The 14,936-nt window shown below is 70.3% G+C and carries 13 protein-coding genes and 1 pseudogene; 3 read left to right on the forward strand and 11 right to left on the reverse strand.

The features are described from left to right. Window positions 1–948 (reverse strand): glycoside hydrolase family 3 N-terminal domain-containing protein (locus tag ACTHL4_RS17275; protein WP_440284007.1); only part of this gene is annotated, 948 nt, incomplete at its 3' end. 97 nt (window positions 949–1,045) lie between these two features. Further along, window positions 1,046–2,995, reverse strand: a complete 1,950-nt coding sequence (locus ACTHL4_RS17280) for a heavy metal translocating P-type ATPase (RefSeq protein ID WP_440284008.1) — start codon at window positions 2,993–2,995, stop codon at window positions 1,046–1,048. Between the two features lie 85 nt (window positions 2,996–3,080). Between ACTHL4_RS17280 and ACTHL4_RS17285 the strand changes: the two genes are divergently transcribed. Together ACTHL4_RS17285 and ACTHL4_RS17290 are read left to right on the forward strand one after the other, a co-directional pair. Next, window positions 3,081–3,425 carry an ArsR/SmtB family transcription factor gene (locus ACTHL4_RS17285; RefSeq protein ID WP_440284009.1) on the forward strand — a complete coding sequence of 115 codons (345 nt, stop codon included), beginning with the start codon at window positions 3,081–3,083 and terminating at the stop codon, window positions 3,423–3,425. Window positions 3,426–3,503: 78 nt separating this feature from the next. Then, entirely contained in the window at window positions 3,504–4,673 is a 1,170-nt protein-coding gene (locus tag ACTHL4_RS17290; RefSeq protein ID WP_440284010.1) for a peptidoglycan-binding domain-containing protein, read from the forward strand. 27 nt (window positions 4,674–4,700) lie between these two features. Here ACTHL4_RS17290 and ACTHL4_RS17295 read toward each other — a convergent pair whose 3' ends face one another. The 7 genes from ACTHL4_RS17295 to ACTHL4_RS17325 all read right to left on the reverse strand — a co-directional run bounded on the left by ACTHL4_RS17295 (window position 4,701) and on the right by ACTHL4_RS17325 (window position 12,997). Beyond that, window positions 4,701–6,218, reverse strand: a complete 1,518-nt coding sequence (locus ACTHL4_RS17295) for an amidase (RefSeq protein WP_440284011.1) — start codon at window positions 6,216–6,218, stop codon at window positions 4,701–4,703. Window positions 6,219–6,229: 11 nt separating this feature from the next. Further along, the gene (locus ACTHL4_RS17300; protein ID WP_440284012.1) at window positions 6,230–7,699 is read right to left on the reverse strand and encodes a Na+/H+ antiporter NhaC family protein; all 1,470 of its coding nucleotides are present in this window, start codon (window positions 7,697–7,699) and stop codon (window positions 6,230–6,232) included. Between the two features lie 80 nt (window positions 7,700–7,779). Beyond that, complete coding sequence (locus tag ACTHL4_RS17305) at window positions 7,780–8,526, reverse strand: aspartate/glutamate racemase family protein (protein WP_440284013.1); 747 nt, start codon at window positions 8,524–8,526, stop codon at window positions 7,780–7,782. Further along, complete coding sequence (locus ACTHL4_RS17310; RefSeq protein WP_440284014.1) at window positions 8,513–9,523, reverse strand: D-cysteine desulfhydrase; 1,011 nt, start codon at window positions 9,521–9,523, stop codon at window positions 8,513–8,515. The genes ACTHL4_RS17305 and ACTHL4_RS17310 overlap by 14 nt, the downstream gene beginning before the upstream one ends. Window positions 9,524–9,568: 45 nt before the next feature. Then, on the reverse strand, window positions 9,569–10,873 hold the full coding sequence (gene hisD, locus ACTHL4_RS17315; protein ID WP_440284015.1) for a histidinol dehydrogenase: 1,305 nt from the start codon (window positions 10,871–10,873) through the stop codon (window positions 9,569–9,571). A 49-nt stretch (window positions 10,874–10,922) separates the two neighbouring features. Further along, entirely contained in the window at window positions 10,923–12,161 is a 1,239-nt protein-coding gene (locus tag ACTHL4_RS17320; RefSeq protein ID WP_440284016.1) for a DegT/DnrJ/EryC1/StrS family aminotransferase, read from the reverse strand. Next, a complete protein-coding gene (locus ACTHL4_RS17325) occupies window positions 12,158–12,997 on the reverse strand; it encodes a FadR/GntR family transcriptional regulator (RefSeq protein ID WP_440284017.1) in 840 nt (279 codons plus the stop codon). The genes ACTHL4_RS17320 and ACTHL4_RS17325 overlap by 4 nt, the downstream gene beginning before the upstream one ends. A 262-nt stretch (window positions 12,998–13,259) precedes the next feature. Here ACTHL4_RS17325 and ACTHL4_RS17330 point away from each other — a divergent pair, with 262 nt between their 5' ends. Next, window positions 13,260–14,285, forward strand: a complete 1,026-nt coding sequence (locus ACTHL4_RS17330) for a YihY/virulence factor BrkB family protein (protein WP_440284018.1) — start codon at window positions 13,260–13,262, stop codon at window positions 14,283–14,285. On the opposite strand, the gene ACTHL4_RS17335 is transcribed toward ACTHL4_RS17330, so the two are convergent. Together ACTHL4_RS17335 and ACTHL4_RS17340 are read right to left on the reverse strand one after the other, a co-directional pair. Then, the gene (locus tag ACTHL4_RS17335; protein ID WP_440284019.1) at window positions 14,213–14,632 is read right to left on the reverse strand and encodes a LysR family transcriptional regulator; all 420 of its coding nucleotides are present in this window, start codon (window positions 14,630–14,632) and stop codon (window positions 14,213–14,215) included. The two genes, ACTHL4_RS17330 and ACTHL4_RS17335, sit on opposite strands and share 73 nt — an antisense overlap. After that, a pseudogene (locus ACTHL4_RS17340) lies at window positions 14,629–14,936 on the reverse strand (hypothetical protein); the annotation flags it as partial. The pseudogene ACTHL4_RS17340 and the gene ACTHL4_RS17335, both read right to left, overlap by 4 nt.

Consider the following 14,936-nt stretch of genomic DNA (forward strand, 5'->3'; position numbering starts at 1 on the left):
CAGCGCGTCGGTGATGGTGACGCCGCGGAAATGCTGCCGTCCGCGCAGTTCGCCGCCGAAGAAGTTCTTGGACAGACCGGCCGGGTAGTCCGGGTCGATAGCCGGGTATGTCGCCCAGTACGACATCACCAGATGCACACCGGCGTCGATGACCGGTCCGAACGCGGCTTCGTCGACGCCGCGGATCTCGTCGGCCGGCTGGGTGAGCGTCACGACGCCGAGGTCGGTGTTCTCGTCGCGGGTCGCCCAGCCGAGTCCGGGATAGTGCTTGGCGGTCGCGGCGACGCCGGTGGCCTGCTGGGCGCGCACGAACGCGGCGCCCAGCTCACCGCACACCATCCAGTCGGAGCTGAAGGAGCGGCCGAACCGGTCGTCGAAGTTGCCCTCTTCGCGGTAGACGTCCTCGACCGGCGCCAGGTTGAGGTTCATCCCGACCTGCTTCAGGATCAGGCCGGCACCCCGGCCGCCCTTGGTCGCCGCGGCGACCGGGTCCGCGGATGCACCCATCTGCTTGGCGGACAGCAGCGGCTCCTGTCCACGCAGCCGGCGTACGACGCCACCCTCCTGGTCGGTGGTCAGGATCAGCGGCGTCGCGCTCGTCGGGCTCTGCGCGTGCGCGGCCCGCAGCTCACTGACCACGTCGGTGATCTGGGCGAGGCTGAGGATGTTCTCGCCGAAGAAGATCAGGCCGCCGACCATGCCGTCCTTGATCAGCTGCAGCAGTTCGTCCGACGGGGTCGCTCCCGGGTAGGAGAAGATCACCCGCTGCGCGACCTGCTGCTCCGGCGACAGCTTGGCGAACCACGGCGGATCCGCGAGCGCCGGCTGGGCGGACGCCATACCGAGGGCGAGGCCGGCGCCGATCACCCCTCCCGTGCGAAGAACCGTGCGCCGACTGATCGGCGGCCGGGTGCTCGATGATGCATTGCTCGGAAACTGCGAACCCATGGCGGGCCTCCTTGTCGCCCGGCGCTTCGGGGGTGCGCCGGGTGTAAACGAGTCTCGCAGTTCCCGGCCCGCTGATGGGCTGTTTACGGAAAGTGGATCAGTCGGCGCTCGCGGACCAGGCGCTGCGGCGCAGCATGCGCAGACCGTTGAGTCCGACGATGACGGTGGAGCCCTCGTGTCCGAGGACGCCCAGCGGCAACGGCAGCGTGCCCAGCAGGTCCCACAGGACCAGGCAGCCGATGAAAACCGCTGCGATGACGAGGTTCTGGACCACGATGCGGCGCGCGCGACGGGAGAGCACGAGGGCCGCCGGCACGGTGGCGAGCTCGTCGCGGACCACGACGGCGTCCGCGGCGTCGAGCGTCAGGTCCGCGCCGGCGCGGCCCATCGCCACCCCGATGTCGGCGGCGGTCAGCGCGGGGGCGTCGTTGACACCGTCGCCGATGGCCAGCACCGTGCGACCGTCGGCCTGCGCGGCGCGGATGGCGGCGACCTTGTGCTGCGGCAGCAGACCGGCGCGTATGTCGGTGAGGCCGACCTGGGCGCCGATGTGCTGGGCGACGGCCGGGTTGTCGCCGGTGACGAGCATCGGCGGCGCGGCGGTGACGGCCGCGAGCTGGTGCACGGCCGCGCGGGCGTCGGGGCGGAGCCGGTCGGCGATGCCGATGGTACCGACCGGCACTCCTGCGCGCAGCACCACGACGACGGTGTGCCCGCGGGCTTCCAGGTCGTGCACCGCGGCGGCGACCTCGTCCGGCAGGGCGAAGTCGACGCGCGCCGGGGAGCAGACCGCGGTCGGCGCACCGTCGACGACCCCGGCGACACCGGCGCCGGGCGTGGCGTCGAACTGCTCCACCGGGGACAACGGCACGCCGTCGCGGCGCGCGGCCTCGACGACCGCCCGTCCCAGCGGGTGTTCGCTGGCATGCTCGACGGCGGCCGCCCAGGCCAGCAGCTGGTGTTCGGACACCCCGGCAGTCGCTGGTCGTATGTCGGTGACGGTCGGTGCGCCCTCGGTGAGGGTGCCGGTCTTGTCGAGGGCGACCTGCTCGACCCGGCCGAGCTGCTCCATCACGACGGCCGACTTGACCAGCACCCCGTGCCGGCCGGCGTTGGCGATCGCCGACAGCAGCGGCGGCATGGTCGCCAGCACGACGGCGCACGGCGAGGCGACGATCATGAAGGTCATCGCGCGCAACAGGGCGCCGGTCAGGTCGGCGCCCCAGAGCAGCGGGAGCAGGAAGACCGCGACGGTGACCGTGACCATGCCGACCGAGTAGCGCTGCTCGATCTTCTCGATGAACAGCTGGGTGGGTGCCTTGGTCTCGGACGCCTCCTCGACCATCGCCACGATCCGGGCGACGACCGAGTCGTGCGGGTCGCGGGACACCTCGACGCGCAGCACGCCGGCGCCGTTCATCGTCCCGGCGAAGACCTCGTCGCCGATCGTCTTCGCGGCCGGCAGCGGTTCGCCGGTGATGCTGGCCTGGTCGACGTCGCTGGCTCCGTCGACCACGTGCCCGTCCGCGGCGAGCAACTCACCCGGACGGACCAGCACCACATCACCGACCACCAGATCCTCGGCCGGCACGACGTCTTCGGCGCCGTCCGGGCCCAGCCGGGTGGCCGTGCTCGGCGTGAGGTCGAGCAGGCCCCGGATGGAGTCCTGGGTGCGGGCGGTCGCCAGCGCCTCCAGCGCACCGGACGTCGCGAAGATGACGATGAGCAGCCCGCCGTCCATCACCTGGCCGATCGCTGCGGCGCCCAGGGCGGCCACCACCATCAGCAGGTCGACGTCGAGGGTCTTCTCCCGCAGCGCCTGCAGGCCGGCCCAACCCGGTTCCCAGCCGCCGGCGACATACACCGCGGCATACAGCGGTCCCCGCAGCCAGGCCGGCGCGCCCGCCAACTGGAGCGGCAGGGCGATCAGGAAGAGCACCAGCGCGGCCGCTGCCCAGCGCACTTCGGGCAGGGCGAACACCCGGGTCCGCGTGATGGAGGTCCGTTGCGGTGCGACGGACCGCTGATCGGTGGTGACGGCGCTCATCCGCTCCTCGTCTCGTGTGGGTGACCCACCCAGACTACGGAACATTTGAACAGTTCTTCAATTCTCAGGTGGTTACCATCAGTGCATGGGACACCGCGCGACCTCGCTCGACGACGCCACGATCGGTCAGCGGCTGGATCGGGTCGGCGCGACGGAGGTCGCCACGACACTGCAGGCGCTGGCGACGCCGTCCCGCTTGCGGATCCTGGCCACCCTGGTCGAAGGGCCGTGCGCCGCAGGGGTGCTCGCCGAGCGCGCCGGCCTGGAGGCGTCGGCGTGCTCGCATCAGCTGCGGATCCTGCGCAATCTGGGGCTGGTCCGCGCCGACCGCGACGGCCGATCGATGATCTACACGCTGGCCGACCAGCACGTCGCCGATCTGATCGAGCAGGCCATCGGGCACTCGGAGCACCAGCGCGCCACTCCGTAACGCGGTCGGCGGTGTATCAAACCGGTGCTCCGCCCCCTCTTCCCGGATGTCCGTTGCCTGACCCGGAAGGGGTTCGTGATGTCCGACCAGACCGCCACACCCGCGCGGATGCGCGGCGCCATACCGACGCCACGGCACGTGCTCGCGGCCGCACGCGCGTTCGCGCCACCGGTCGCGGCACCCGCACAGTTCCTCACCGTGCCGGCACGGATCTCCATGTGGGGCAACGACGTTCACGGTGATTGCGTGACCGCGGAAGAGGCGTTCGCCAAGGCGTGTCACAGTCCGGAGATCTTCATCACCGATGCCGAGGTGATCAGCTGGGCGAGCGGGCACGGTGTCCTGGAGGGCGCCTACCTGCCCGACGTGCTCGGCTGGATGCAGCACGACGGCTTCCGGCAGGGCGGCAGCGTGTATGACGACGGGACCCACGCCGCCGTCGACTGGACCAACTCGTCCGCGCTGCATGCCGCGATCGCGCAGGGGCCGGTGAAGCTCGGCGTCGCAGCGGACCAGTTGGACGACGCCTGGCTGAGCACGAATGGTGCGACCGGCTGGTTCGCGACCGGATTCCACGACGACCCGAACGAGGACCATTGCGTGTCGCTGTGCGGTTACGGTCCGATCGGCTGGCTGGCGTCGCAGTTGCACGTCGGCGTGCCGGGCGGCGTCAACGCGTCCGCACCGGGTTATGCGGTGTTCACCTGGAACTCGATCGGCATCATCGACCAGCCGTCGATGGTGAACATCACCTCCGAAGCGTGGGTGCGGCAGCCGACGACGGTGGTCGTCGGCCAACTGCAACCGTGGCCGATCCTGCGCAAGGGTGCCAGCGGCCACCCGGTGCCGACTCTGCAGCATCTGCTGAACGCACACGGCGCGACACTCGCGGCGGACGGCGACTTCGGCGCCCAGACCGACGCTGCCGTGCGCAAGTACCAGCACGGTGCCGGACTCACCGTCGACGGTGTCGTCGGGCCGGTCACCTGGGCACACGCGGTCGTCACCTGCCACCAGGGCAGCCACGGCGAGGCGGTCAAGGGCGTGCAGGTGGAGATCAACTTCCGCAACCTGTCCGGCAACCCGGCGACCTACCTGACCGTGGACGGTCAGTACGGCGCGAAGACCAAGGCCGCCGTCCAGGCGTTCCAGCAGGGCGTGCACGTCGAGGTGCCGACCGTGACCGTGGACGGCGTGTGCGGCCCGATGACCTGGCAGGCGCTGGCCAGTGGGATGCTCTCCGGCTGAGCAGCACCCGCCCCCGGCTCGGTGCCCTCACCAGCGCGCCGACGGATCGGCTTCCGCCTCCAGTGCCAGTGCGACCGACAGCACAGTCCGTTCGTCACCGCACGCGCCGGCGAGCTGTATGCCGATGCCGCCGCCGACCTGGTCGCGACCCCACGGCAGGGTGAGTGCTGGCTGACCGGTGAGGTTGAACGGTGCGGTCAGCCGTGACATGGCCGACCTGGCCGGCCAGCCACCGGCCGTCATACCGTCCAGTCCGTCGAGAGACGGCGGCGTGATCGGCAGCGTCGGCGACAGCAGGACGTCGACCGAGCCCAGCGCAGCATTCAGTTCCGCGGTCAGTTGCCGCCGCAGCCGCTGGGCCCGCGCGTAATCCGCCCCGGTGACCAGCATCGCCGCCTCGAGGCGCAGCCGCACGTCGTCGGGCAGCTCGTCGGCACGATCACGCAGCAGGTGCAGGTGCACGTCCAGCGCCTCGGGCCCGATGGTGCACAGCATCAGCGCCGGCGCGAGCTCCAGCGTCGGCGCCTCGATCGTCTGCACCCGGGCGCCCAGGTCGGCGACGCAGGAGAGCGCGCGGTCCAGCGCGGTGAGCACCGGCGGATCGAGATACCGGCGGACGAAGGCGCTCGGTTCGCCGACGATCAACCCGGTCAACGATTCCGGGCGGCGGACGTCGGCGGACGGGGCACCGATCATGACCGACCAGGCGAGGGCCGCGTCGGTCACGCTGCCGGTCAGCGGCCCGACGTGGTCCAGCGACGACGCCAGCGGATACACGCCTCCGGTCGGAGCGGCCCCGAAGGTGCCTTTCAGACCCACGACACCGCAGGCCGCACCCGGGATGCGGATCGATCCGGCGGTGTCGGTGCCGAGCGCGATGTCCACCGCGCCGGATGCGACCGCCGCCGCCGAGCCGCCGCTCGACCCGCCGGCCACCACGCTGGGGCACAGCGGGTTGACCACGTCGACCAGGCCCGGCCCGGCGCTGAACGGACCGAAGGCCAACGGATGCAGGTTCGTGGCGCCGACCAGCACGGCACCCGCGCGGGTGAGCCGCTGGACGACCTCGGCGTCCGCCGTGGCGACCTCGGCGCGGAACGCGTCGGTGCCGCCGGACATCCGTTCACCGCGCACCGCGACCAGATCCTTGACCGCCAGCAATGCCCCGTGCAGTGGCCCGCGGGGTTCGCCCCGGGCGGTGCGCCGGTCCAGCTCGGCCGCCTGCTCGCGTGCCCGCTGGGCGAAGACCGCGGTGAACGCGTGCAGTTCGTGCTGTTGCTCGATCCGGGCCAGGGCCTGTTCCACCCGCTCGGCGACTTTCCCTCCTCCGGGTGTGCTCCAGGAGGGCGCGCCGGCGTCCGCGGATCGTGCCGGTGCCCAGTGGTCCCTGCCCGGTCGGACGCAGGGCGCCACGCCGGGCGCCGCCCGCGCGGCGCGCACCTGTTCGATCGTCGTCTCGTCCTGCGCAGCGCGTTCCTGCCACAGGTCCTGTCGGCCGGTCGCCGGAATGCCCAGTCGGCGGGCCAGCTCGGTCATCACCTCCATGCCGATCCTGGTCAGCTGACCGCGGCGGCCTCGACCGCCGGTTCCGGTTCGTCGTCAGCGGCGATGTACTGCCGGTTCCAGCCGGTCAGGATGGAGAACAGCAGCACCAGGAGCAGTGCCCACGCGTACGGGTTGAGGAAGCCCGAGGCGATGGACGGCAACGGCAAGTGGTACTGCTTGGACGTGGTGACCAGGGTGGCGTACCAGATGATCACCGCGTTGTGCCAGGGCAACATGTAGAACACCGTGTTGGCCGCGCAGTCGAGCAGGTTCGCGATGCGTGCGGGAGCCAGCCGGTGGGCGACCCCCATCGGCTGACCGATGGTCGGGCCGACCAGCAGGATCGCGGGCGCGTTCGCACCGAGCGGCACGGTGAACAGCAAGGTGATGCCGGAGATCATCAGTTCGGCGCTGCGGACACCGCGCGCGGCGCGCTTCTCCAGCACCGCCAGCAGCTTGGCCATGACACCGGCATCAGTCAGCACCTGCGCCAGCGCCAGAATGAACAGCACCAGCACGATGGCGCCGGTGATGTCGCTGAGGCCGTCCTCGATGAGTCCGGTCGACTTGCCCCGCGCGGACGGGATGGAGAAAATCGCGCCGGGCGTGAGCAGACCGGTCGCCAGTCCGATGACGATGGCCGAAATGCTGCCCCAGATGAGTGAGACCACGATGTGGTGCCGCCGCATGGCCAGGACGATCACCACGAAGAACGGAATGATCATCAGCAGCCCGGACGGGGAGGCGTCGATGTTCAGGCTGTTGGCCGACTTGGTGCCGCCGCCGCCGAAGAACGCGAGCACCACGATTGTCAGCGCTGCCGAGACCAGCGCCATCGGCAACCGGGCGCGCACCACCTTGCCCATCTCCGCCTTGGCCGTGTATGCCGAGGTGATCGTGGTGTCGGAGATCGGTGCCACGTTGTCGCCGAAGGCGCCTCCGGCGATGACCGCGACCGCCAGCATCACCGGATTGGCACCGAGCGCGACGCCGGTCGGGTAGAGCACCGGGATCAGGGCGAGAACGGCGCCTACGCTGCTGCCGGTGCCGGCGGAGAAGACGCACGAGAGCAGGAAGGCCAGGATCGCGTAGAGCGCTCCCTGCACTCCGGTCTCGACGCCGAACCACAGCAGCCCGTTGACCAGGCCGCCCTCGGAGAGCAGTTTGCCGAAGACGCCGGCGAACAGGTAGGCGAGAATGATGACGGCACCGGTCTGGGCCGTCAGGCCGCGCACGATCGACAGTGCGAAGGCGCGCGGGGTCTTGGTCAGCAGCAGGCCGACGACGATGGCCGCCCACCCGCCGACCCAGAAGCCGGTGATGCTGGCTCTTTCCTCGAGCGAGAGCCAGAGCAGGATCCCCACCAGTACGGCGGCAGGGACCAGGGCCATCGCCGGTCCTCCCCAGAATTTCAGTTCGTAGGGCTGGTCGATGTCGTTCAGGTCTGTTGCTGGTGTGTGCGTGGCACTGGTATCGCTCATGTCGATATCCCGTCAGCCGAAGGGGTCTGGTGCGGTCTGCATGCCGCGGATGGGGTGTGCGCCTGCGTGGGCGAAGCTGCTCAGGGCGTGACGGCGCCGGAGATCGGCGCGGGACGGAGTGCGTGTGCGACCGTGGCGAGAGCGAGCTCCCGGGCCGGGTCGACCAGGTCGTGCGGAAGGTCGTGCGGGGTGTTGCCGAGCAGGACCGAGATCTCGGTGCAGCCGGCGATCGTGACGGTGGCGCCGCGGGCGTCGAGTTCGGCGATGATCTCGCGCAGCTGCTCCTCGGTGCTCCTGTCGGCCGTCCCCGCCTTGACCTGCGTGATCAGCGAGGTCAGCCGCGCCTGCGCAGCAGGCGGCGGGATCAGCACCTGGCGCCCGAGGGCATGCAACGAGGACTGGAACAGGTCGGCCGCCAGCGCGGCGTCGGTGGCGAGCAATCCGACCGGGCCGGCCGGACGTGCGGCAACCGCGTTCACCGTCACCTGGACGATTGACAGGAACTGCACGCCCTCGGGCACGAGACCCTCGACGAAGGCGTGCGCGGTGTTGCACGGCATCACGATGAGTTCGGCTCCCGCGGTCACCAGCCGGTCGATCCCCTCCTGCAGCCACGGCGACGGGTCGGTGCCGTCGGCCAGGATCGCGGCCTGCCGGCTCGGCACGCTCGGGTCCGCCCAGATGACCACCCGCAGGTGCTCCTGGTCGGTGTCCGCCGGGGTGTGGGCCACGAGCTTGTCGTAGAAGTCGACGGTTGCTCGCGGACCCATGCCGCCGAGGACACCGACCAGCCGGGAGCCGGTGGGCGGTCGCTCAGACGCCGACATCCGCGAGCACCGCGTCCGGGTAGGCGTACAGCGCCGGCGAACCACCGGTGTGCACGAACAGCACGTTGTCATCGGCGGCGAAGCGGCCCTCGCGCACCATCCCGATGAGGCCGGCCGCCGTCTTGCCGGTGTAGACCGGGTCCAGCAGGATGCCCTCGAGACGGGCGAACGTCTGGATGGCCGCCGTCATCTCGTCGGTCGGCAGCGAGTAGCCCGGGCCGACGTAGTCGTCGACGACCTGCATGCTCCGCGCCGGGATGTCGGCGCGGCCACCGGCCAGGGCCAGGGTCTCGTTGGCCAGCTTGAGCAGTTTGGCCTCCTGCGGCGCCTTTTCGGCGCGCACGCTGACGCCGGTGAGCGGGATGCCGCTCTGGTTGCCGTGCAGCCCGGCCAGGAGCCCGGCGTGGGTGCCGCCGGAACCGCTGGGGCAGACCACGTGGTCGATCGGCAGCGAGGACTCGAAGGTCTGCGCGAGGATCTCCTCGGCGCAGGAGACGTAGCCCAGCGCACCCAGGGCGTTGGATCCACCGCCCGGGACGATGTACGGCGTGCCGCCGGTCGCGCGCACGTCGTCGGCCATCTGCTCCATCCGGGCCGGCAGGTCGGTGCCGCCGGGGACGACCTCGATGGAGTCGACGCCGAGCAGCCGGAACAGCAGGTTGTTGCCGCTGCCGTCGGGGCTGTAGGAGCCCTCGACCCGCTCTTCGAGCAGCAGCTTGCAGTTCAGCCCTTCACGGACCGCGGCCGACAGGGTCAGTCGGCAGTGGTTGGACTGCACCGCGCCGGTGGTGATGATGGTGTCGGCGCCCTTGGCCAGCGCGTCGGCCATCAGGAACTCCAGTTTCCGGGTCTTGTTGCCGCCGGAGGTGAGTCCGAGCAGGTCGTCGCGCTTGATGTAGATCTGCGGGCCGCCCAGGTGCTTGGTCAGGTGCGGCAAATGCTCGATGGGGGTCCGGCCCTGGGTGTAGTGCCGCCGGGCGATGTTCGCCAGATTCATGGTGTTCCTCGATTCGGTGCGATGGATGGTCGGGTATGTCGCCGGTCACGCGTCGACGGCGGTGTCCAGCGGCTGGCCGGGAAAGTACTTCTGCAGCCGGACGTCGCCGGACAGGGCGTGCCCCTCCATGCCCTCGATGCGGGAGATGCGGGCCGCGACACGGCCGACGCGCTCGTTGGCCTCGCGGGACATGCGCTGGTAGGTGGTGGTCTTGATGAACTTGCCGACCCACAGACCGCCGGTGTACTTGGCAGCGCCGCGGGTGGGCAGGATGTGGTTCGGGCCGGAGGTCTTGTCGCCGTAGGAGACCGTGGTCTCCTCGCCCAGGAAGAGCGAGCCGTAGCTGTGCAGGTTGGCCAGCCACCAGTCCAGATCCTCGGCGTGCACCTCGACGTGCTCGTTGGCGTATTCGTCGGACAGGGCCGCCGCTTCCTCGCGGGTGTCGGTGAGGATGACCTCGCCGAGCGCGTCCCACGACTGGGCGGCGACCGAGTCGGCGGGCAACTGTTCCAGCGCCGCCGGGATCAACGACAGGGTCTCCTCGGCGACCCGCCGCGAGGTGGTGATCAGGATGGTCGCGGAGTCCAGGCCGTGCTCGGCCTGACTGATCAGGTCGACAGCGACCACCCACGGGTCCGCGGTGTCGTCGGCCAGCACCAGCGCCTCCGTCGGGCCGGCAACGACGTCGATGCCGACCCGGCCGAACAGGATGCGCTTGGCCTCGGCGACGAAGCGGTTGCCGGGTCCGGCGAGCACGTCGGCGGACTTGCCGGTGAAGTGACCGAAGGCCATGGCGGCGACGGCCTGCACGCCGCCCAGGCACATGATGGTGTCGGCGCCGGCCAGCGACATACCGTAGAGCGTGGCCGGATGGATACCGCTGCCACCGCGGGGCGGCGAGCAGGCGGTGATGTGCCCGACCCCCGCCGCCTTGGCGGTGGCGATGCTCATGGCGGCCGAGGCGACGTGCGCGTAGCGGCCGCCCGGGACATAGCAGCCCGCGACGTCGACCGGGATGTTGCGCTGTCCGGCGATCAGGCCCGGGGAGAGCTCGACCTCGAACTCGCTCATGCTCTCGCGCTGCCGGTCGGCGAAGGTGCGCACCTGGCGGTGGGCGAACTGGATGTCCTCCTTGGTCGTCGTCGACAGCTGACGCTCGGCGGCGGCGATCTCCTCGGGACCGACGATGAAACTGTCCGGCTCCCACGAGTCCAGCTGGGCGGAGTAGGCGCGGGTCGCCTGCTCGCCCTCGGCTTCCAGGCGCTGCAACATCTCGGTGACGGTGTTGGTGGTGGCGGTGATGTCGACGGGGGCGATGCCCTCCGAGCGCTTCAGGTAGGTGATGGCCATGGTCGTGCCTTTCGATCGAGGTGCGGGCAGGAAGATTCGAGGACGCGGTTCAGTTGTTCGGAATCGACGCAGTGGTACCGGTGGCGACGCCCACGGCGTAGCGCAGGATTTCCGCGATCCGGTCACAGTGCTCGGCGGTCAACCCCGGCGGGATGCGCAGGTCGCACAGCGTCGCCAGCACGTGCTCGGTGCGCGGCACGTCGGCCGCACTCGGGACGTAGTCCCATTGCGCCGGGCGGCTGGTGAACCCGCGCATCGCGGGTTCGCCGTACCACTTCAGGCTCAGGCCCAGGTCGCCCGCGAGCTCGACCACCGCGGTGATCTGGGCCGGGGTCAGGTGCGGCAGGCCGAACTGGAAGGAACTGCCGACGAACCCTTCGGCGGCCGCGCGCTCGATCACCCGCACCTGCGGTATGGCGCGCACGGACCGCTCCAGGCGCGCGTAGGAGTCGTTCATCCGCGCGATACGCGCGGGCAGTTCGTCCAGTTGCGGCAACACCAGTGCCGCCGCGAGCGCGGTCATTCGCAGGCTGTAGTTGGCGCATTGGCCGCGCAGCGGCGCGAAGACTGCCTCGTCAGGGCGGGCGGTGTGCTGGGCGTAGAGCATGTAACTGCCGGAATGCAGTATGGCGCGGGCGGCGACCTCGGGGTCGTCGGTGACCAGGATGCCGCCCTCGCCGGAGTTGAGGTGCTTGAAGGTCTGCAGGCTGAAGCAGCCGACGGTGCCGAAGGTGCCGGTGGGGCGCCCGTTCCAGGTCGCCCCGAGCGTGTGGGCGCAGTCCTCCACCAACACCAGGCCGAGCTCGTCGCAGAGGGCCCGCACCCTGGTCAGGTCGGCGACGTGTCCGCGCATGTGCGACAGCAGCAGCACGCGCGCCCCGGAGCTCGCGGCCTTGACGCGCAGGTCGTCCAGGTCGATTGTCAGCTGGTCGTCGATCTCCACGACGATCGGAACCGCACGCGCATGGTCGATCGCGCCGGGCACCGGTGCCAGGGTGTAACCGTTGACCAGCACCGGGTCGCCCGGTTGCACACCGCAGCAGCGCAAGGCCAGGAAGAGAGAGGCGCCACACGAGTTGACGCCGACGGCGAAGGTGCGGCCGACCAGGCCGGCCATCTTCGCCTCCAGCAGCGCGGCGTCGTCGGTCTCACCGGCACCGGCTTCGCCATACCGGAAGAGGCGACCTGACTGCATCAGCTCCACCGCCCGCTCGATGCCCGCCGCGGGGATCGGCTCGGGATTGGTCAGGTCGAAGTCCAGCGCTGCCGGGGCCTGCGTGGTCCTCATGCGTGGTCCCCGTCGCCGCGCCGGTGCGAGTGAGCCCTGCTGAATTCGCCGTGCGGCAGGACCGGCCCGTTCTCGGCAAGTGCCTGGACCCGGCGCACGGCTTCCTCGTCGATCGCCGGGTCGGCGGCCAATACGTCCAACGCGCTCAGCACCGCCGACACCAGGTGCACCCAGGTGGCCTCGGCAGCCGCCTGCGGATCGTGCGCGGCGATGGCGTGCAGCACCTGCTGGTGCTGGTCACCCCAGATGCTCGGCAGCAGTTGTTCCTTCCACGCTTCGATGCGTACCTTCTCCAGCGTCGGGCTCGCGGCCAGATCCAGCAGGTGCAGGGCGTGCGAGCGCATCACTTCGTTGGGGCAGATGTGCGCGATGGCGCGGTGGATGCGCAGGTCGGTGGCGGCGTGTAGTCCGGGCTCATGGACGACCAGGTGCATGCCTTCCACCAGCTCGGCGGCGTCGTCGATCTTGTCGGTGACCGGATGCTTGGCAGCCAACGCGGCGACGTGCGGCTCTATCAGCAGACGTGCTTCGAAAACGTTCAGCGCCGAGGCGATCGACAGGTCCGCGACGACCGGTTCGGTGCGGCCGGCCGAGCCGCTCGCGCTGATCACATGAGTGCCCGAACCGCGCACCGATTCCACGTATCCGGCGAACTGCAGCGCGCCGAGCGCTTCCCGCACCGAGGGCCGGCTCACGCCGAACTGGCGGGCCAGCTCCATCTCCGAGGGCAACTTGGCGCCGACGCCGAACGTTCCCGCGCCGATCAGTTCGACGATCTGCTGGGCGATCCGCACCGAGACGGAGGACTCGCGACTCAGTCGCCGGATGTCGCTCATAACTCACCTGCCAGGTTGCTTAGTTGCTTAGTTGTCAGGCAACTTACGGGATGGGGCGGACGCGTGTCAATGGGCCGGCGGACCGGATCGCGCGCCGGAGCGCCGTTGGCCGTGACCGGCGGTCCACCCAGCAGCCGGCGTGCGCGCCCGATTCAGCCGGTCAGTGTCGGCGAGCACAATCGGTGGGCCGGACGTCGCCGGCAGAACCAGGGATGACTCCTTCCCCTCCGGGTAGAGGCCGTCCGGACGTGAAGGAGTGCGGATGACCACCGGTGCAGTCCGACGGGTCGATGACTTTCAGCGCTCGCACTCCTGGATGGGGTTCCCGCTAGCGGTGCTGTACAAGTTCTTCGACGACCAGGGCGGCTATCTTGCCGCGCTGATCACCTATTACGGCTTCCTGTCGCTCTTCCCGTTGCTGCTGCTGCTGGTCACGGCGCTGGGCTACTTGCTGCAGGGCGATCCGGGGCTGCAGCATCAGATCCTGCATTCCGCGCTGAGCCAGTTCCCGATCGTCGGCGATCAGATCGGCGGGGATGTGCGGGCGGCACACGGCAGCGCGCTGGCCGTCGCCGTCGGCGTGCTGGGCAGCCTGTACGGCGGGATCGGCGTCGTCCAGGCCACGCAGAACGCGATGAACGTGATCTGGGCAGTGCCGCGCAACACCCGGCCCAACCCGATCAAGGCGCGGCTGCGCAGCCTGCTCATGCTGGTCGTGCTGGGCGTCGGATTGTTGCTGACCACCGGCCTGTCCGGGCTGACGACCGGAGCGCACGCCTACGCCAACGGTCCACTGGCCGGCGCCGGGATCCGGGGCGTCAGCCTGGTCCTGGCGGTGCTGGTGAACGTGCTGCTGTTCGTCGCCGCGTTCCGCCTGCTGACGGTCCGGGACGTGACCTCCCGGCAGGTCCTGCCCGGCGCGGTCGCGGCCGCGATCGGCTGGCAGGTGCTGCAGACCATCGGTACCTACCTGGTCGGCAGCAAGCTGCGCGGCGCCAGCAGCTCCTACGGTGTCTTCGGGGTCGTGCTCGGGCTGCTCGCGTTCATCTACCTGGCCGCGGTGCTCGTGGTGTTCTGCGCCGAGGCCAACACCGTCGCCGCCCGGCGCCTGTGGCCGCGCAGCCTGCTGACGCCGTTCACCGACGACGTACAACTCACCGAGCCCGATCGGCGGGCCTACTCCTCATACGCCAAGGCGCAGCGTAACAAGGGTTTTCAGCAGATCCGCAGCAGATTCCGCCGGCGACGGCGGCGTGCGGACCAGGAGGCTCCACCCGATGACCCGTAACCGTTCACCGCGTTGCCGAAGCCGACATCGAGCGAGCCCTCGGCCAGCATCCGGTACTGCGCGGGAACCTGGGGCATGATGTCCAGGCTCGCGTCGCCGACTGCGATGGCCAGCACGTCGGTGTCCGCGCTGGCCAGTTGCGCAGCGGTGACCGCCCGGTCCAGCGCCGGGAACACGGCGGTGGCCTCGGCGACCAGCGCCTCGCCGGCACGGGTGAGGCGTACGTCATGGGTGGTGCGCTCCACCAGGACCACACCGAGCGCTCGTTCCAACCGCTGGATCTGCGGGCTCAATACCGACTGCACGTGTTCGCGAGCCGCAGCACGTGCCCAGGCTCCCGAGTTCAACGCGTTCCTGCGCGCTGCGTGCGAGGCCGCCGGCTTCCGGCCCCGGCGATTCCACGACACGGTGCAGAGCATCCGGGCCGCGGCATACCTGGTCGCCCACCACCGCTGCGCCCCTCGGTGGAGATGATCAGGTCCACGTCCTCGGGACACTGTCCGGCCTGCTCCAACGCCGTCCGGACCGCAGCCGTCCCCAACCGCACACCCTCGCGGATGAACACGTCGTTGGCGGCGCCGAAGTCGCCGAGCCCGGCATACGCCGACAACGGCAGCACCAGGTGACGGGTGCGCACGCCGGCGTTGGCGT

Source organism: Flexivirga sp. (assembly GCF_051955415.1).
Lineage (GTDB): Bacteria > Actinomycetota > Actinomycetes > Actinomycetales > Dermatophilaceae > Flexivirga.